This is a genomic window from Bacillus sp. FSL K6-0994 (assembly GCF_038630815.1).
GTDB classification, from domain to species: Bacteria; Bacillota; Bacilli; order Bacillales; family Bacillaceae; genus Bacillus; species Bacillus safensis.
Window position 1 is genome coordinate 1,295,370 of the sequence record NZ_CP152043.1, and the last position, 16,588, is coordinate 1,311,957.

Consider the following 16,588-nt stretch of genomic DNA (forward strand, 5'->3'; position numbering starts at 1 on the left):
AGAGGGGGAGAACAAATGACGAAACAAACAGTGATTGTCACAGGAGGATCAAGCGGTATGGGGAAGGCGATGGCTGCTCATTTGGCAGCTGAAGGCTGGAATGTCGTGATTACTGGTAGAACGGAAGAGACGCTGGAAAAGACGGCAAAAGAAATGAAGCAGAAGGGCGGATCGGTCGCTTATTTCCAAATGGATGTACGAAACCCGGAGGATGCTGACCATATGGTCAAGTTTGCAGTGGATACATTTGGTGATGTCGATGCCCTCATTAACAACGCAGCAGGAAATTTTTTAGTGCCAGCAGAAAAACTGTCTCCTAACGGCTGGAAGGCTGTCATTGATATTGTGTTAAATGGTACATTTTTTTGCAGCCATGCAGTGGGGAATTACTGGATTCGTCAAAAGAAAAGGGGGAGTATGATTAACATGGTGGCCACCTATGCATGGGGTGCTGGTGTAGGCGTGGCGCATTCGGCGGCAGCAAAGGCCGGTGTGTTGTCTCTCACTCGAACGCTTGCTGTGGAATGGGGGAAGCAATATCGCATTCGCGTCAATGCGATCGCACCAGGTCCAATTGAGAGAACAGGCGGTGCAGATAAACTATGGGAATCTGAAGAGGCAGCGCAAAGAACAATAGATAGTGTTCCTCTTGGCAGACTGGGCACACCTGAGGAAATTGCAGCGCTTGCGAGCTTTTTATTGTCTGAGCATGCGTCTTATATAAATGGAGATTGTATCACGATGGATGGGGGACAATGGCTCAACCAATCACCATTTTGATTGACGATGTAAGACCTGCTTTTGATGTGGTATAATCACACAAAGAGAGAAGCAGGTGATGAAAATGGTCGATCCATTGGATATTTTAACGAATATTGAAGATGTTTTCCCGCACTATCAAGCAATATTCAGTGCGGAAGAGCAAAAAGTGATAGGCTATGAGATTCTAGGAAGAATGAAGCTTGAGTCAGAAACGGTCAGCCTAGGCTCCTTCTTTACGGATTCATCTATTCCTGACGAATATAAATTGGAAGTAGATCACAAAGTATTGACTCAAGCACTTGATCTCTTCACAACTGCAGATGACGATTTGCTCATTTTTATTAATCATGATGCCAATATCCTCATGCTGGATCATGGTGAAAGCTTTTTAGAACTTTTAAAGGAATATGAAGCAAGGGGCATTCAGCTTAACCGGTTTGTTATTGAGTTTGCAGAGCATACGTTTAGCGGCGACATTGAACAGCTATACCATACGTTAACGTATTATCGTACATATGGGATTAAAATCGCCGTCTCAAATATAGGAAAAGAAAGCAGTAATCTGGACCGGATTGCCTTGCTTTCACCTGATTTATTAAAAATAGATTTACAGGCATTAAAGGCATCGGCTCCATCTCCTTCCTATGAATATGTCTTGTACAGCATTTCATTGCTTGCAAGAAAAATAGGAGCTGCCTTAATTTATGAGGATATTGAAGCAAATTTCCAGCTGCAGTATGCTTGGAGAAATGGCGGGAGATATTTTCAAGGGTTCTATCTTCATGAGCCTGCAGGAGAATTAATCGACCGAAGCCACCGAAAAGATCAGCTTAGAGAAGAATTCCAGCAATTTATTGCCCATGAGAAAAAGAAGCTGCAAGCTGTCTACGAACATTCTGAAACATTCTATAAACGAATTCATCTAGCTGTTACGACTTTAAAGAAATCGTGCAGCACAAATGATGAGCTCATTCAAAAACTGGCACTTGAACTAACAGATTGCAGCTTCCGGATTTATATGTGTAATGAAGAAGGCTTTCAAATCACTGGAAATGTGTTTAAAAAAGAAGAAGAATGGCTGTTTCAGCCGGAGTATATAGAAAAAAACTGGAGCTGGCGTCCTTATTTCCTAGAAAATATTCTTCAAATGAGAATTAGCGGAAAAGGATTTTTCAGCGATATTTACAGTGATTTAGAAACCGGTGAGAGGATACGTACGTTTTCTTATCCTTTAGAGGGTGATATGTATTTGTTTATAGACCTTCCGTATGCTTATTTATATGAGCAAGATGGATTAATTTGAAGACGCGGAGTGAAGACAAACCCTCGCATTCGTTGTCAGTCCTATGTGCCAGTGCTCACGAATGTACAATTCGCTCCGCTCCGGTACTCGTCCTTCCTAGACTTCAAAGGTTTTCTATCACGCTGAAATATAAACAAAAGGCATTTTAGCCTTTTGTCTCAATCTGAGCAGCCTCGCAGGCTGCTTTTTTTGATAGAAAAAAGAAATAAAAAATGGTTGACAATGAAACTGATAATCATTATCATTTAGTTATAGAGAGAAGCTACTCTCTGTTCCCCAACCCCTCTATCAGATCAAGATCCAAAAAACTTGGCGCTACCCCCGCCAAGTTTTTTTTGTGCTTCAATCTTTCCCTTCATGCATAGGACAGCCCAAACTCTCCATACATCTTAAGTGATGATAGTTAGACGGTAGGAGGGAAACATCATGATCAAACGTGACATGCGGCTGCTCATCGATTTGCCAAGACCAGATCACCCAGATGCAAATGGTGCCGCTGCTGTGCAAGAATTACTCGGCGGGAAATTCGGTGAAATGTCCACATTAAATAATTACATGTTTCAATCCTTTAACTTTAGAGGAAAACGAAAACTCAAACCGTTTTATGACCTCGTATCCAGTATTACGGCTGAAGAATTCGGTCATGTCGAGCTCGTAACCACAGCCATCAATCTCATGATTACAGGAACCACCCATGGCGGGGATCCAGATACGACGCCGATGAAGGCAGCTGTCGATAAACGAAATACACAGCATTTTATTCAAACAGCCCAAACAGGCTATCCGTTTGATTCAATGGCAAAACCTTGGACCGGAGAGAATGTGTTCTCAAGTGGCAACCTCATTCTTGATCTCCTCCATAATTTCTTTCTTGAATGCGGGGCTCGTACGCACAAAATGCGTGTATATGAAATGACGGACCATCCTACAGCAAGAGAGATGATCGGTTATTTACTTGTCAGGGGCGGCGTGCATATTGTGGCATATGCAAAGGCACTTGAAGTCGCTACAGGAGTAGATTTAGGGAAAATGCTGCCAATCCCAAATCTCGACAACAAATACTTTGATTCAGCGAGGAAATTTGAAGAACAGAATGTTCATACAAAGCTGTACACATTTAGTGATACGGATTACAAGGATATCAATAAAATTTGGAAAGGAAGCCACCCGATTGATGGAAAGCCGCTGACAGTCATTGAGGGCACCCCGCAAGGAGCACCTGTGCCAGATTATAGAGAATTGCCAGAAGAGTTTGCTCCGGGGATTTCTAAAGAAGATTTTGATGAAATTGCGAAACGGCTGATGAGATCTGCCGGTTTATAAAAATCATGGTGCATGAGATGAGAAAAAAGACTCAAACTAAAAAAACAGATTCTTTTTCTTTTTTTGAATTCAAGAGGAAAAATATCATCTGAGAACACTTTATGGTATGATGCTTTGTAGGACTTGTGTATAATCAATACGGGTTCATCTTGAGTTGTTTTTTTGAAAGGAGTCTTTTTTTAGAATGTCACAATTAATGGGTATCATTACAAGGCTGCAAAGTCTTCAAGAGACAGCAGAAGCTGCAAACGAGCCGGCACAGCGTTATTTCGAAGTGAACGGTGAGAAAATCTGTAGTGTTAAGTATTTCGAAAAGAATCAAACGTTTGAATTGACTGTTTTTCAACAAGGGGATAAGCCAAATACTTTCCCATTTGACAACATTGATATGATTTCGATTGAGATTTTTGAGCTTCTACAATCCTAAGCTGAATCGTATGAAATGTTTTTTCTGAGGATTCCTTCGTTTATTGCGGCAGCATACATGGATCATCATAGATGAGATGTACAAATGGAAGATGATCAATCAGCGCATTTTTCGGATAAGAGACCATTAAAAAGGAGTTCCTTTCTGTGAGTGATTCTTTTTTCTACAATCTTTCTGAAGATCATTTAGCGTTTTCTGATGTCGTCATGAGAATGAAAGACTTTATTCGAAAAGACCCTAGATCCGCCTATGTGTTATCAATTGGTACGGACTCTCAGGTCAATCAAAATGTCACAACATTTATGACTGCAATTCATCTCCACCGGATTGGCAAAGGAGCTTGGGGTTGTCTCACACAACAAGTGATCGAGAGAGCCGTGCAAAGTCTTAGAGAAAAAATTTCATTAGAGACAGCGTTTAGCCAAAAGGTATGTGCAGACATCCTTGAGGGGCCTTTAACAGAACTGATGGATTTGCTTCTTCCGTTTGCTGAGGAAGGGGCAGACCTTCGTTTTGAAGCCCATCTGGATATTGGCAAAAAAGGAAGTACGAAAGAGCTGATTCAGGAAATGACCGGAATGATCACAGCTATGGGAATTGAAGCAAAAATAAAACCCGACTCATATGCAGCATTTTGCTATGCCAATCGATACACAAAATAAATTCCGTCATTTTTCTCCAAACCTTGTCGAAACGTGCGGTTGACGATTCGATTCTAGTTCCTTATTCTAGCTGTATAGAGAGGAAGCAGACATTCAAAAGCCTGCTAATCAATATAAAAGCATATATGAAACAGGGGGCCTGATGTTGAATGAGCGTCATCGAAAATCGTTTTAATGAAGAAGAGAAAAAGCTATTATTAAACGTATTGCTGAATCAGGAATATGCTGTCGAATTACTAAGCAGTGAGATCAATGATATAGAATGTGGAACAAAAAATGTCGACGACAATACGTATAAGCAATTGATCACATTGTATGACAGAGTAAGGTTTGAGAATTAATATTGATTTAACATTCTATTAGATACTCGGGGGCTGAGTATCTTTTTTATGCAGAAAAAATCTTTCGACAAATTTCGTTTTAGTTTATGCTTAATGGTAAAGGGGAATGTATGATTGATGATTGAGAGAAAAGGGGTCGAAGAAACATGATAGAGATAGAACCGACTCAATTGCTTGAGTCAACAGTAGCCGAGCATATGATTGATGCAGATAAGGTGGCACATGTTCAAATTGGAAATAATCTTGAGCATGCCCTATTGGTTCTAACAAAAACAGGATATACAGCCATACCGGTATTAGACGCTTCTTATCATTTACACGGGTTAATTGGAACGAATATGATTATGGATAAAATCTTCGGTTTAGAACGTATCGAATTCGAGAAGCTGGACCAGTTGAAGGTTGAAGAGGTCATGCTGACGGATATTCCGAGACTTAAAACAACAGATCCTGTACTAAAAGGCGTTCACGCTGTGACGAATAATGGATTTGTTTGTGTAGAAAATGAGGAGCAGGTCTTTGAGGGCATTTTTACACGACGAGTTGTATTAAAGCGCTTAAATGAGGTCATTCATTCCGCGAAAAAATGAGCTGCAGCCCAGCTTATTTTTTTTGCCTTCATAAGTTAAAATTTATATAATGAGCATATAGAATAAGAAAAACTTATAGAGAGAAAGGGGACGCCCATGCAGCTTCAGGAGTTACATATGCTTGTTGTGCTAAGTGAAGAATTGAATATGAGAAAGGCTTCAGAGCGGCTCTTTGTCTCTCAGCCTGCTTTATCTCAAAGATTGCAGACGATTGAAAAGGAATGGGGAACCAAAATCTTTTTTCGTTCTCAGAAAGGGCTCACCGTGACTTCGGCAGGAGAACAGATTATTCAATTTGCAAAAGAGGTGACGGTTGAGCAGGATCGAGTGAGAGAACGAATCGATGAACTCGAAGGGGAAATTCACGGTACACTAAAGCTTGCGGTTGCATCCATTATTGGACAGCACTGGCTGCCGAAAGTGTTAAAGCGGTATGTCGAAAAATACCCAAATGCCAAGGTGTCACTCGTGACCGGCTGGAGCAGTGAAATGCTCAAAAGCTTGTATGAGGACCATGTGCACATTGGGATCATTCGCGGCAACCCTGATTGGAAGGGGACAAAGGAATACTTGATGACAGATCATTTATATTTAGTCGATTCCGTGATCAAGGACGTAGATGAATTAATCAAGACGGAGCGGCCATTTATCCAATTTAAAAGCGACAGCACATATTATCAGGAAATCCAGCACTGGTGGCACCAAAAATTTAAAGTGTCTCCAAAGCAGACGATTCTCGTGGACCAAATTGAAACATGTAAACAAATGGCCTACCACGGCATCGGCTACGCCATTTTGCCTTCTGTTACCTTATATGACCACGAAAAAAGTGTTTATAAAACACCGCTTGTTGATGTGAATGGAGAGCAAATCGGCCGTGACACATGGCTGCTAGGCTATGAAGCGTCTTTTCAGCTAAAACAGGTGCAAGCTTTTGTCGGTGTGGTTAAAGAAATGCTTGAAAATGATGCGGTGTAAGTACCTTCTTGGAATAGGGAGGTACTTTTTTTTATGAAATCATTTGACAATGAAAATCATTATCATTTAAAGTGTACATATAATAATTGAAAATGATTATCATTTAGATGAGGTGACCGATAGATGAAAGCACTAATTACATTTGCGAGTATGTCTGGAAATACGGAAGATATGGCAGCAATCTTAAAGCGAACACTTGAAGGAAAAGGGATCGATACAGAAATGATGGAATTTGATGATACGAATGCAGAAGACCTTTCCTCATACGATTACGTATTCATTGGTTCTTATACATGGGGTGATGGAGATTTGCCTTATGAAGCAGAGGATTTTTATGAAGAGGTCTCTACTCTTGAACTTAGCCACATCAAAGCAGCTGTCTTTGGATCGGGTGATTACAGCTATCCGAAGTTTTGTGAGGCTGTCCATACATTCCATGACATGCTGAAATCAACGGGTGCATCCGTTTTTCCTGAAACATTAAAAATGGAGCTTGCACCGGATACAGATGAAGATGTGGCGTGCTGTCAGGAATTTGCTGCGAGCTTTTTAACGTGGGCTGCTTTATCTGAGAAACGAGTTGAAAATCATGTTTCATAAAGGAGCAACAGCCGTTGCAGCATCTAAAAGCGGTGGATACTTTGTTGCTGTAAAACGTGAAGGTATTTTTCACTATAGTGTGGAGAGCGGATGGCAGCAGCTATTTAAGCTCAAGCATAAAATCCATGCGATCAGCTATATTGGCCCTTATTTATTTGGTGTTGGTGAAAATGGCACAGTAATTAGATCAGGAGATGAAGGCAGTACATGGGCGTTATCTTCATTCCCAACAAATGCAGTCGTTTGGTCTATTACAGGACGCAAAGATGGATTTGTGTGTGCGCATGGAAAACATAGTATCTATGTGTCAAATGATTTCGGAATTTCCTGGGAAATTATGAAGCCATTTGCTCATGTGAATCATCCGCCGGTCATTCGTTCTTTATGTGCTGCAGGTGACCATCTTTATATTGGAACACAGATTCATGAGGTTCACGGAGGAATATGGGTGTATGACTTGCAAAGTGAACAGATTTTTCTTCTAAACAGAGAGGAGCACCGCATGACAGCTTCTATGCTGCTCTGTCATGAACATCTTCTTGTTTGTGCGTTAGGTTCAAAAAAAGGCAAAAAAGGATCTGTTCAAATTTTAGATTTACATACAAATATTCTGCATGATATTCAATCACAGGCCTTTGCTAGAGAAGAATCATTTTTGGATGTGTCAGAGGATAATGGCATTGTGTATGTGACCACCTCACAAGACGAACACGGATTTTCTAAAGTGTATCAGCTTGATATTGAGCAAAAAGAGCTCAAATGGTTTGATACGATCAAAGGACATGGTTTTCGTGTAGCCAATCAAAACGAAAACTTTTTCTGTGCGGGTTTATATGAAAGTAAGTTTGTCAGGCCATATGAGGAGCCTGCATTGATTCATTGATAAGGAGGAAGAAAAAGTGACAGAAAAGGTTTTATTGGTATATGCCACGATGTCTGGAAATACAGAAGCGATGGCAGATTTAATTGAAAAAGGGTTAACGGAAGCAGGAGCCAGCGTGGACCGGCATGAAGCGATGGATATTGATGCCGAGCTGCTCAATGATTACTCTCACATTATGTTAGGTGCGTATACTTGGGGAGATGGCGATCTTCCGGATGATTTTATTGATTTATATGAAGAAATGGAAGAGCTTGATTTAACGGGTAAAGCATTTGCAGTATTTGGTTCTGGCGATACATCTTACGAACATTTTTGCGGAGCTGTCGACCTAATTGAAGAAAAAGTGAAGGAGCTTGGCGGTGACATTGTCCTGCCTTCAGTTAAGATTGAGCTCAATCCAGAAGGGGAGGAAGAAGACGAATTAATTTCTTTTGGCAGACAATTTGTTCAGCTTCACCAGCAAGAAGCGGGATAATCGGTCCCGCTTGTTTTATTTTCCATTGCGGAGATGACTCTAACACTTGTCATTAAAACACTCCTTTGGTACAGTAATGAAGTATAAATTAAGAGGAGGACATACATACATGAAACAAATGGACGCTAATGAAATTATTTCATTTATTCAAAATAGTACAAAATCAACACCTGTCAAAGTCTATATTAAAGGTGACTTAGAAGGTATTGAGTTTGGTGAACATGCAAAAACATTCATCACAGGAAACACTGGAGTTGTTTTCGGTGAGTGGAGCGAAATTCAAGAAGCGCTAGCATCTAACAAAGATAAAATTGAAGATGTTGTCGTGGAAAATGACCGCCGCAACTCTGCAATTCCGATGTTAGATTTGAAAAACATTAAAGCCCGTATTGAGCCAGGGGCAATCATTCGTGACCAAGTTGAAATCGGTGATAATGCAGTCATTATGATGGGTGCTTCTATTAATATCGGTTCTGTGATTGGCGAAGGTACGATGATTGACATGAACGTGGTGCTTGGCGGCCGTGCGACAGTAGGTAAGAACTGTCATATCGGTGCTGGATCTGTTCTTGCAGGTGTCATTGAGCCGCCGTCTGCTAAACCAGTTGTTGTAGAAGATGATGTTGTCATCGGTGCGAACGCTGTTGTTCTAGAAGGCGTGACAATTGGTAAAGGTGCAGTAGTAGCTGCTGGTGCGATCGTTGTAAACGATGTAGAGCCTTACACAGTTGTAGCAGGTACACCTGCTAAGAAAATCAAAGACATTGATGAGAAAACAAAAGGTAAGACTGAAATCAAACAAGAACTGCGTCAGCTTTAATCATATAATTCGCAGCTGAAGACAAAGACGTGGATGAGATATCCACGTCTTATTCGTATAGAGGAAAGGAAGCGAGTTCACTTGTTAAATCGTGAGCAATTAATATCCATTCGAAGAGATTTACACCAAATCCCTGAGCTTGGTTTCCAAGAATTTAAAACACAAGCGTATCTCATTCAGCACCTTAGCACCTATTCAAAAGATCGAGTTGAGATTGAAACGTGGCGAACTGGGCTTTTTGTGAAAGTGAAGGGAACAAATCCAACGCGCGTATTTGCTTATCGTGCAGATATGGACGGTCTGTCTATTCCTGAGGAAACAGGGTATCCATTTGAATCTGTGCATGAAGGAAAGATGCATGCATGTGGACATGACCTTCATATGACCATTGCACTTGGTATCATTGATCATTTCGTTCATGAACCGATCAAAGAAGACGTATTATTTATCTTCCAGCCGGCAGAAGAAGGGCCAGGCGGAGCTGAACCGATGCTTGCAAGTGATGTATTGAAAAAATGGACACCAGACTTTATTACAGCGCTGCATATCGCACCTGAATATCCTGTTGGAACAATTGCTACGAAGCCTGGTTTGTTATTTGCCAATACGAGTGAGCTTGTGATTGAGCTTGAAGGAAAAGGCGGACACGCTGCATATCCTCATTTAGCAAATGATATGGTTGTTGCTGCAAGTGCACTTGTAGGTCAGCTGCAATCGGTCATTTCGCGTAATGTCGATCCCCTTGATAGTGCGGTCATTACAGTCGGTACAATTACCGGTGGAACGGCTCAAAATATTATTGCGCAGCATGCAAAGCTTGACGGTACCATTCGCACACTATCCCCAGAGTCTATGGACAAGGTGAGAAAGCGAATTGAAGCATTGGCAAAAGGCGTTGAAATTGGCTACGAATGCAAGGCAACCGTTCAATACCCTTCCTCTTATTACGAAGTGGACAATTCAAAGGATTTGACAGAGGAATTTATGTCATATGTAGCCGAAGAAGGGCTAGCAAATGTGATTGAATGCAGAGAAGCCATGACAGGAGAAGATTTTGGCTACATGCTGAAAAAATATCCTGGCTTCATGTTTTGGTTAGGGGTCGATTCAGAATACGGCCTGCACCATGCAAAGCTCCAGCCTGATGAAAACGCGATTGAAACAGCTGTGAATGTCATGACGGCTTATTTTAAAAAGCAAGCTGGGGAATGAATAATCGAGCTGCCTCCTGTACACCTTATGAACAGGAGGTGTTCTTGATTATGACAAGAATTGGTGTAGAACAATCTTTATCCGATGTAGAAGAACTATTGAAGCAAAAAGGATATGATGTCGTACGTATTCAAAATGAACAGCAAATGGATCAGTGTGACTGTTATGTCGTCACAGGACTAGATTCAAATGTTCTTGGCATTTCAGACACAACAACAAAGGCATCTGTTATTACAGCATCAGGTATGACGGCTGATGAAATTTGCCAAGAAGTAGAACAGCGTGTTCAATAAAACAAGAAAAAGAACCGGTAGATTATGATCCCGGTTCTTTTTGCTCTTTTTCTATATCGAGTACTTCTTTCATTTTTTTGCGCAAGATTCGTTCCACTCGCCATTGCTCCATTGTTTCAGTTTTCGCTATGATGCGCAGCACAAGGGAAGAGGAACCGAACGCCTCTACGCCGACAACTTGAGGACCTTCGATAATTTGAGGAGTTTCCTCCCGTACCTCATCACAGGCAGCTTGGAGGGCTGTGATCATCTGATCCACATTTTCATCCGGTGACAGCTCAATATCAACGAGTGCCTGCATTGTCCCTCTTGAATGATTGCTTACATTCAGTATGCTGCGATTTGGAATGAAATGAAGGGTGCCGTCAAAGCTTCGAAGCTGCGTGGTTCTTAGGCCAATTTGTTCGACAATCCCATCGAAGCCAGCGACCGTTATATATTCTCCTACATCAAATTGTTTTTCCAATAATATAAAGAATCCAGTCACAATATCACTCACTAACCCTTGAGCGCCAAAGCCGATCGCAAGTCCCACAACGCCCGCACCTGCCAGTAAAGCGGTCGGGTTATAATGAAATAAGTCGAGGATCATCACAACTAGAATAAAAATCAATAAGTAGGCGAAAATATTTAACGTCAAACTTTGCAGTGTCTGAGCTCTTGATAAAGAGACCTCATGCTTTTCAGCGAATGTTGAATAGGCGCGCTTAATCATCTTGTTTCCTATGGCTCTGATGATAAAGTAAATGGCAAAGATGGCGACTAGTTTTAGCAAAATCATACTGCTATTGAGGATAATGGAAACCCAATCTACTTGTTGAAATGCTCTCATAATCTTCAAAACCTTTCTATGTATGCTCTAAAAGAGAAGCTAATCATTTGTTCCCTTATGCAAGTCATGTTAAACTTTTGATAAGTAGAGCAGGAATTGTGACAAATCGTTAATTAAATTTATTATTAATTAATATTGACTAAAAATCGCATAAGTATTATAATTGTAATTGTGAAGTTATTAACTAAATGAGAATTTTAAGTTTTGATTCTCATTTTATATACAGCTAAGAAGACTGTATAAAGATATTATTTTTTGGAGGGATTTACATATGGCAGAGCGTTTTGTAGGAAAACAAGCTCCACGTTTTGAAATGGAAGCAGTACTTGCTAACAAGGAATTTGGTAAAGTAAGTTTAGAGGAAAACATGAAGAATGACAAATGGACAGTTCTTTTCTTCTATCCAATGGATTTCACATTTGTTTGCCCAACTGAAATTACAGCAATGAGCGATCGTTATGACGAGTTCGAAGATTTAGATGCAGAAATCATTGGTGTATCTACTGATACAATCCACACGCATCTTGCTTGGATCAATACAGACCGTAAAGATAATGGTCTAGGTGAATTAAAATACCCGTTAGCTGCTGATACTAACCACACAGTATCTAGAGAATACGGCGTTTTAATTGAAGAAGAAGGAATTGCTCTTCGCGGTTTATTCATCATTAACCCAGAAGGCGAACTACAATACCAAACAGTATTCCACAACAATATCGGTCGTGATGTAGATGAGACATTACGTGTTCTTCAAGCATTACAAACTGGTGGACTTTGCCCAGCGAACTGGAAACCTGGTCAAAAAACACTTTAATTGATAACTGAAGAAACAGGAGGGTCTAACTGATGTTAGACCTTTTTGTTTCGACACATACAATGGATGGAGGCGCTTCATAATGAAATTACGTCAACCAATGCCAGAACTAACTGGTGCAAAAGAATGGTTAAATGGAGAAGTAACAAAAGAAGATTTGATTGGTGACAAACCAACATTGATTCATTTCTGGTCAGTCAGCTGTCATCTTTGTAAAGAGGCAATGCCTCAAGTCAATCAATTCCGTGATGAATACAAGGATCAACTAAACGTTGTGGCAGTTCATATGCCTCGTTCAGAGGATGACCTAGATCTAGAAAAAATCAAAGAAGTTGCGAAAGAGCATGAAATCACGCAGCCAATCTTTGTGGACAGTGATCATCACTTAACAGAAGCCTTTGAAAACGAATATGTACCGGCATATTATGTATTTGATAAAACAGGTGCTTTGCGCCACTTCCAAGCCGGCGGAAGCGGAATGAAAATGCTTGAAAAACGTGTCAATCGAGTGCTTTCTGAGTCTGAAAAGGCTGCAGAATAAGCTTTTCCCCCATAAATGGGGGTTTTTTCATGGACAAAATTAGGAAGCATATGGCTTCGGATGAGTTTTTATGTAGGTGTTATTCCTAAGAAAAGAGAAAATGAGGGAGTTTATTAAAAAATATCCCTGAAACAAAAAGGTATAACGACCTATTTACATTTTTGTTTTGAAATGAAAATGTAAAGATTTTAACTTTTTACTATTCAGAACGTTTTTGCACAAAAGAAATTTCAGTTAGGTAAATAACTATATAAATCAAGTAGTATAAGCGTTTATTCAATTTTTTTACAATATTTTAAGGTTTGTCAAAAGCCTATAGTGGCAATGAAATGGGTGCCGATTTTTCCTCTTTGGCAAAATTTTAGTTGAAAATACCTATCTGTTAGCAAACTGTAAAATGATAAAAAAATAGTTGATAAAATTAGTTTTCTAATCTAATATTTACTATAGAATATTTTTTATATGATGAGGGGGAAATCCATTGTTTAATGAGAGGGAAGCGTTACGTTTACGATTGGAACAATTAAACGAGGCAGAAGTAAAGGTCATCCGTGAATATCAAATTGAGCGAGATGCGATTTATGCAAAATTAAGAGAATTAGACCGTCAAGGAACAGGTCTAGTGTCAGATACAAAAAAAGAAGTACGTACAGAGAGAAAGACGGATTCACTGCCTGTATTAGCTGAGCTTGCTGCGCAAGAAATGAGAAGCTACCAGCAGCCGGCTCAACCACAATCATCATCTTTAGGAACAGGACAGCTAAACGGTGCGCCTGTAGGTATTCCGGAAGGATCGACAAGACGCAGAAGAGGCACAGCTCGTCCTGGCTCTAAGGCAGCGAAGCTTCGTGAAGCTGCGATTAAAACGTTAAAGCGTCATAATGCAGCGATTAAAAGCTCAGAGCTTCAAAAAGAGATCGAAAAAGAGAGCGGTCTTGAAATCCCAAATATGACAACGTTTATGCAAAGCTTAATTAAAATGTACCCTGAAGTGAAGAAGCCTTATCGCGGACAGTATATTTTAGAAGGCGACATTCAAACAGAAGACGAATAAATAAAAAACTGCTGGGCGTAAAAGCCAGCAGTTTTTTATTTTGAGAATTATTTCTTTTGATCAACTGTATAGACAATTTTGCGTTCCTTGGGCAGGTGATCACGCTGTTTTTTGAAGCTGTCGATTTTGACTGTCATGACCTCTCCATTACGCTGCACTGCATCGACTTGTTCCTGAAGTGTTTGAACTTGTTCGTTGAGTTTCTTCAAGATCGGTTCGATTTCTTCTGTCGTTTGCAGGATGCGGTCTCGTGAGAATGGCTGTGCATTTGTTTGTGCTGACTGGTCAATATCAGCAAAATGAGAGGCAATCCATTCTTCGCTTTCTGCTAACTGTTTTTGATAGCTTGTGAGCGTTTCGTAAAAAATCGCTTCTTTTGCTTTTTCAATTTGCAGTAATTTCTCCTGTGTTTCATAAAAACGCTCTTGAAGATGTCTGACGCCTTCCTGTAATACATGGAGCTCTGCGTTTTTATTGCCCAATGTTTGCTGCAGCTTCTCAATCACTGCGGATAAAGTATTTCCTTTTTTCTCCTCTTTTGCAAGTCGTTTATCTTGATCCTCTATCCGTTCATTTAATTGTTGAGAGATTTCTTTATATTTGACAACTTTCAAATGCAGCCTGTGTTTTTCTTCTGTTTCTTTTCTTCTATGATAGGTTTCCTTTTGCAGCATCTCATGGAGAAGGACCATTTTATGTAATAATTCTGATTTGCTGTAGGAGAGATCCTGTATTTTTGAGGCAGCATCGTGTTGATCATTGGTCATTTCATCCAATTGTTGTTTTAATTGCGTGAAATCCTTTTTCATCTCATGATATTCTTGAGTTAACTTCTTATTTTTAGAATACGTATATGAGGACTGTAAATCAGAGATCATTTGTTGATATTTGGCAGTTTCAGCTTTTAAGTATAAATTCTCTTGAGATAAATCATGGAATAGGGGAGAAGCATGACGCCTGTTCATCGATAGACCCTCCTTATTCATGTTACCAATAAAGTATGCGAAAGGAGTGCGATTAGAACAACCATATCAAAGGAGGACTTAGAGGATGCACGTAGTGAATGTAATTTTAGCTGGAGGCGCTTCCAGACGCTTTGGAGAGCCAAAGGCAAGTCATATGTATCAAGGGAAACCATTATATGAGCATGTGAAAGAGCAGCTTTTAGGAGGGCAGACGGTTATCATCAGCCATCCGTCGCTTCTTCCTTTTTTCAAAGCAAGAGGTGAACAAAGTGTGTGGTTAGATGATGAAGAGGTGCGCGGATGCGGACCGCTTGCCGGCATATATACGGCGATGCAAAAGCAAAAGGCAGAATGGTATTTAGTAACGGCATGTGACATGCCTTTCATCCGGAAGGAAACGGCGAAAGTATTATCGTCCTATTGTAGCGAGCACACAGACGCCATCATTCCGCTTGTTGAGGGCAGATTACAGCCTTTGTTTGCGCTTTATCACCGCCGCTCTCTGCCGTTTATTCGCGCGTGTTTAAAAGAGAATCAATTAGCCATTAAAGACTTGCTTCAAAAGCTTCAAGTGCGCATCGTTTCAGAGGAAGAACTGAACGTGACATCAAACGAATTTCGTAATATCAATAAAAGAAGCGATTTACCTGAAAACGGTATGATATGATACATAAAAACGGTGAGGAGAGAGCAGCATTGAATGACCGATATTCAAGACAAATCTTGTTCCCTCCGGTGGGGGAAAAAGGACAGCATGCGCTGGCTGAAAGTCATGTTCTGATCGTTGGAGCCGGTGCTCTTGGTACCGCCTCTGCGGAAGGGCTTGTTCGGTCTGGCATCGGTACGCTTACGATTGTCGATCGTGATTATGTGGAATTTTCAAATTTACAGCGGCAGCAGCTGTACACGGAACATGATGCAAAGGCGCATGTGCCAAAAGCAGCAGCGGCAAAAAAACGTCTCGAGCAGATCAATCATGAAGTGAAGATACATGCCCTGATTGAAGATGCAGGGGCGGAGCTGTTAAGGCCGTTATTCCAGAGAGCAGATATCGTCATTGATGCAACAGATAATTTTGAGACAAGAATGGTCATGAATGATTTATCACTAGAAACAAAGACGCCGTGGATATATGGCGCTTGTGTGAGCAGTCAGGGGATGTATATGGCCATATTGCCGGATAAAACGCCATGTTTATCATGTGTGTTCACGGCAATGCCTGTTGGCGGCTTGACGTGCGATACAGCGGGGATTATTTCACCTGCCGTTCAAATGGTTTCTGCTTATCAGCAAACAGAGGCACTCAAATATTTAACAGGTCATGAAGAGCAAATCGAGCGGAAATTTGTCACGTTTGATCTTTGGCAGTCTACATCCTTTAAAATGGATTTATCTCGCACGAAGCAGAAAGACTGTCCAACTTGCGGCACGGCAAGAACCTATCCTTATTTACATGACCAGCGTAAAAAATCGACGGTCCTTTGCGGACGTGACACCGTTCAAATTGTATCAAAGGATTTAGCAAAACTATCATTTCAGCATATAAAAGAGCGGCTCTCATCTATATGTGAGGTGGAAGTAAACGACTTCTTAATCCATGTACGCTACGAAAATTACCGAATGGTCTGTTTCAAAGGGGGACGTGCATTAATCCATGGAACAAACGATGAAAAAGAAGCCAATTCATTACTAGCAAGACTGCTAGGGATATAG

21 protein-coding genes are annotated in these 16,588 nt (G+C 40.6%); 19 read left to right on the forward strand and 2 right to left on the reverse strand.

Features of this window, described 5'->3' with window-relative positions:
* Nucleotides 1-15 precede the first annotated feature (15 nt).
* From fadH to MHB69_RS06680, 14 genes are all read left to right on the forward strand, one after another.
* Nucleotides 16-780: a 2,4-dienoyl-CoA reductase gene (fadH, locus tag MHB69_RS06615; RefSeq protein WP_081124330.1), complete on the forward strand. Its 765-nt coding sequence runs from the start codon at nt 16-18 to the stop codon at nt 778-780.
* Between the two features lie 64 nt (nt 781-844).
* Nucleotides 845-2,065 (forward strand): EAL-associated domain-containing protein, encoded by a 1,221-nt coding sequence (locus tag MHB69_RS06620; RefSeq protein WP_034281946.1) that lies wholly within the window; start codon nt 845-847, stop codon nt 2,063-2,065.
* Nucleotides 2,066-2,491: 426 nt separating this feature from the next.
* Nucleotides 2,492-3,388 (forward strand): manganese catalase family protein, encoded by an 897-nt coding sequence (locus MHB69_RS06625; RefSeq protein WP_081124331.1) that lies wholly within the window; start codon nt 2,492-2,494, stop codon nt 3,386-3,388.
* A 184-nt stretch (nt 3,389-3,572) separates the two neighbouring features.
* Nucleotides 3,573-3,815: a DUF1797 family protein gene (locus MHB69_RS06630; RefSeq protein ID WP_003212254.1), complete on the forward strand. Its 243-nt coding sequence runs from the start codon at nt 3,573-3,575 to the stop codon at nt 3,813-3,815.
* Nucleotides 3,816-3,961: 146 nt separating this feature from the next.
* On the forward strand, nt 3,962-4,477 hold the full coding sequence (locus MHB69_RS06635; RefSeq protein ID WP_034281591.1) for a ribonuclease H-like YkuK family protein: 516 nt from the start codon (nt 3,962-3,964) through the stop codon (nt 4,475-4,477).
* A 149-nt stretch (nt 4,478-4,626) separates the two neighbouring features.
* On the forward strand, nt 4,627-4,818 hold the full coding sequence (abbA, locus tag MHB69_RS06640) for an antirepressor AbbA (RefSeq protein ID WP_003210802.1): 192 nt from the start codon (nt 4,627-4,629) through the stop codon (nt 4,816-4,818).
* Between the two features lie 146 nt (nt 4,819-4,964).
* A complete protein-coding gene (gene cbpB, locus MHB69_RS06645; RefSeq protein WP_034281593.1) occupies nt 4,965-5,408 on the forward strand; it encodes a cyclic-di-AMP-binding protein CbpB in 444 nt (147 codons plus the stop codon).
* Between the two features lie 96 nt (nt 5,409-5,504).
* On the forward strand, nt 5,505-6,386 hold the full coding sequence (locus tag MHB69_RS06650) for a LysR family transcriptional regulator (protein WP_120207134.1): 882 nt from the start codon (nt 5,505-5,507) through the stop codon (nt 6,384-6,386).
* 123 nt (nt 6,387-6,509) lie between these two features.
* Nucleotides 6,510-6,986: a flavodoxin gene (locus MHB69_RS06655; RefSeq protein ID WP_176967468.1), complete on the forward strand. Its 477-nt coding sequence runs from the start codon at nt 6,510-6,512 to the stop codon at nt 6,984-6,986.
* A complete protein-coding gene (locus MHB69_RS06660) occupies nt 6,976-7,869 on the forward strand; it encodes a hypothetical protein (RefSeq protein ID WP_070325768.1) in 894 nt (297 codons plus the stop codon). Before MHB69_RS06655 ends, MHB69_RS06660 begins: the two co-directional genes overlap by 11 nt.
* Before the next feature lie 16 nt (nt 7,870-7,885).
* Nucleotides 7,886-8,344 carry a flavodoxin gene (locus MHB69_RS06665; protein ID WP_176967466.1) on the forward strand — a complete coding sequence of 153 codons (459 nt, stop codon included), beginning with the start codon at nt 7,886-7,888 and terminating at the stop codon, nt 8,342-8,344.
* 109 nt (nt 8,345-8,453) lie between these two features.
* Nucleotides 8,454-9,164: a 2,3,4,5-tetrahydropyridine-2,6-dicarboxylate N-acetyltransferase gene (dapD, locus tag MHB69_RS06670; protein ID WP_008347987.1), complete on the forward strand. Its 711-nt coding sequence runs from the start codon at nt 8,454-8,456 to the stop codon at nt 9,162-9,164.
* Between the two features lie 33 nt (nt 9,165-9,197).
* Nucleotides 9,198-10,376, forward strand: a complete 1,179-nt coding sequence (locus tag MHB69_RS06675; RefSeq protein ID WP_342496098.1) for an N-acetyldiaminopimelate deacetylase — start codon at nt 9,198-9,200, stop codon at nt 10,374-10,376.
* A 50-nt stretch (nt 10,377-10,426) separates the two neighbouring features.
* A complete protein-coding gene (locus MHB69_RS06680; RefSeq protein WP_024424725.1) occupies nt 10,427-10,669 on the forward strand; it encodes a YkuS family protein in 243 nt (80 codons plus the stop codon).
* Between the two features lie 22 nt (nt 10,670-10,691).
* Here MHB69_RS06680 and MHB69_RS06685 read toward each other — a convergent pair whose 3' ends face one another.
* Complete coding sequence (locus tag MHB69_RS06685; protein WP_024424726.1) at nt 10,692-11,501, reverse strand: mechanosensitive ion channel family protein; 810 nt, start codon at nt 11,499-11,501, stop codon at nt 10,692-10,694.
* 271 nt (nt 11,502-11,772) lie between these two features.
* Here MHB69_RS06685 and ahpA point away from each other — a divergent pair, with 271 nt between their 5' ends.
* The 3 genes from ahpA to rok all read left to right on the forward strand — a co-directional run bounded on the left by ahpA (nt 11,773) and on the right by rok (nt 13,910).
* Nucleotides 11,773-12,315 (forward strand): biofilm-specific peroxidase AhpA, encoded by a 543-nt coding sequence (ahpA, locus tag MHB69_RS06690; RefSeq protein ID WP_003211758.1) that lies wholly within the window; start codon nt 11,773-11,775, stop codon nt 12,313-12,315.
* An 82-nt stretch (nt 12,316-12,397) separates the two neighbouring features.
* Nucleotides 12,398-12,856: a TlpA disulfide reductase family protein gene (locus tag MHB69_RS06695; protein ID WP_024424727.1), complete on the forward strand. Its 459-nt coding sequence runs from the start codon at nt 12,398-12,400 to the stop codon at nt 12,854-12,856.
* Between the two features lie 481 nt (nt 12,857-13,337).
* Nucleotides 13,338-13,910, forward strand: a complete 573-nt coding sequence (gene rok, locus MHB69_RS06700; protein WP_024426871.1) for a transcriptional regulator Rok — start codon at nt 13,338-13,340, stop codon at nt 13,908-13,910.
* A 47-nt stretch (nt 13,911-13,957) separates the two neighbouring features.
* On the opposite strand, the gene MHB69_RS06705 is transcribed toward rok, so the two are convergent.
* Nucleotides 13,958-14,875 (reverse strand): hypothetical protein, encoded by a 918-nt coding sequence (locus MHB69_RS06705; RefSeq protein WP_046310808.1) that lies wholly within the window; start codon nt 14,873-14,875, stop codon nt 13,958-13,960.
* Nucleotides 14,876-14,960: 85 nt separating this feature from the next.
* On the opposite strand from MHB69_RS06705, the gene MHB69_RS06710 reads away from it, so the two are divergent.
* Nucleotides 14,961-15,542, forward strand: a complete 582-nt coding sequence (locus MHB69_RS06710; RefSeq protein WP_046310811.1) for a molybdenum cofactor guanylyltransferase — start codon at nt 14,961-14,963, stop codon at nt 15,540-15,542.
* A gap of 29 nt (nt 15,543-15,571) precedes the next feature.
* Nucleotides 15,572-16,588: a thiazole biosynthesis adenylyltransferase ThiF gene (locus tag MHB69_RS06715; protein ID WP_342496099.1), complete on the forward strand. Its 1,017-nt coding sequence runs from the start codon at nt 15,572-15,574 to the stop codon at nt 16,586-16,588.

What these genes read in the sequence shown, in the direction of transcription:
- fadH (WP_081124330.1), top strand. Translation starts at nt 16, where the DNA reads ATGACGAAACAAACAGTGATTGTCACAGGAGGATCAAGCGGTATGGGG.
- MHB69_RS06620 (WP_034281946.1), top strand. Translation starts at nt 845, where the DNA reads ATGGTCGATCCATTGGATATTTTAACGAATATTGAAGATGTTTTCCCG.
- MHB69_RS06625 (WP_081124331.1), top strand. Translation starts at nt 2,492, where the DNA reads ATGATCAAACGTGACATGCGGCTGCTCATCGATTTGCCAAGACCAGAT.
- MHB69_RS06630 (WP_003212254.1), top strand. Translation starts at nt 3,573, where the DNA reads ATGTCACAATTAATGGGTATCATTACAAGGCTGCAAAGTCTTCAAGAG.
- abbA (WP_003210802.1), top strand. Translation starts at nt 4,627, where the DNA reads ATGAGCGTCATCGAAAATCGTTTTAATGAAGAAGAGAAAAAGCTATTA.
- cbpB (WP_034281593.1), top strand. Translation starts at nt 4,965, where the DNA reads ATGATAGAGATAGAACCGACTCAATTGCTTGAGTCAACAGTAGCCGAG.
- MHB69_RS06650 (WP_120207134.1), top strand. Translation starts at nt 5,505, where the DNA reads ATGCAGCTTCAGGAGTTACATATGCTTGTTGTGCTAAGTGAAGAATTG.
- MHB69_RS06655 (WP_176967468.1), top strand. Translation starts at nt 6,510, where the DNA reads ATGAAAGCACTAATTACATTTGCGAGTATGTCTGGAAATACGGAAGAT.
- MHB69_RS06660 (WP_070325768.1), top strand. Translation starts at nt 6,976, where the DNA reads ATGTTTCATAAAGGAGCAACAGCCGTTGCAGCATCTAAAAGCGGTGGA.
- dapD (WP_008347987.1), top strand. Translation starts at nt 8,454, where the DNA reads ATGAAACAAATGGACGCTAATGAAATTATTTCATTTATTCAAAATAGT.
- MHB69_RS06675 (WP_342496098.1), top strand. Translation starts at nt 9,198, where the DNA reads ATGAGATATCCACGTCTTATTCGTATAGAGGAAAGGAAGCGAGTTCAC.
- MHB69_RS06680 (WP_024424725.1), top strand. Translation starts at nt 10,427, where the DNA reads ATGACAAGAATTGGTGTAGAACAATCTTTATCCGATGTAGAAGAACTA.
- MHB69_RS06685 (WP_024424726.1), bottom strand. Translation starts at nt 11,501, where the DNA reads ATGAGAGCATTTCAACAAGTAGATTGGGTTTCCATTATCCTCAATAGC.
- ahpA (WP_003211758.1), top strand. Translation starts at nt 11,773, where the DNA reads ATGGCAGAGCGTTTTGTAGGAAAACAAGCTCCACGTTTTGAAATGGAA.
- MHB69_RS06695 (WP_024424727.1), top strand. Translation starts at nt 12,398, where the DNA reads ATGAAATTACGTCAACCAATGCCAGAACTAACTGGTGCAAAAGAATGG.
- MHB69_RS06705 (WP_046310808.1), bottom strand. Translation starts at nt 14,875, where the DNA reads ATGAACAGGCGTCATGCTTCTCCCCTATTCCATGATTTATCTCAAGAG.
- MHB69_RS06710 (WP_046310811.1), top strand. Translation starts at nt 14,961, where the DNA reads ATGCACGTAGTGAATGTAATTTTAGCTGGAGGCGCTTCCAGACGCTTT.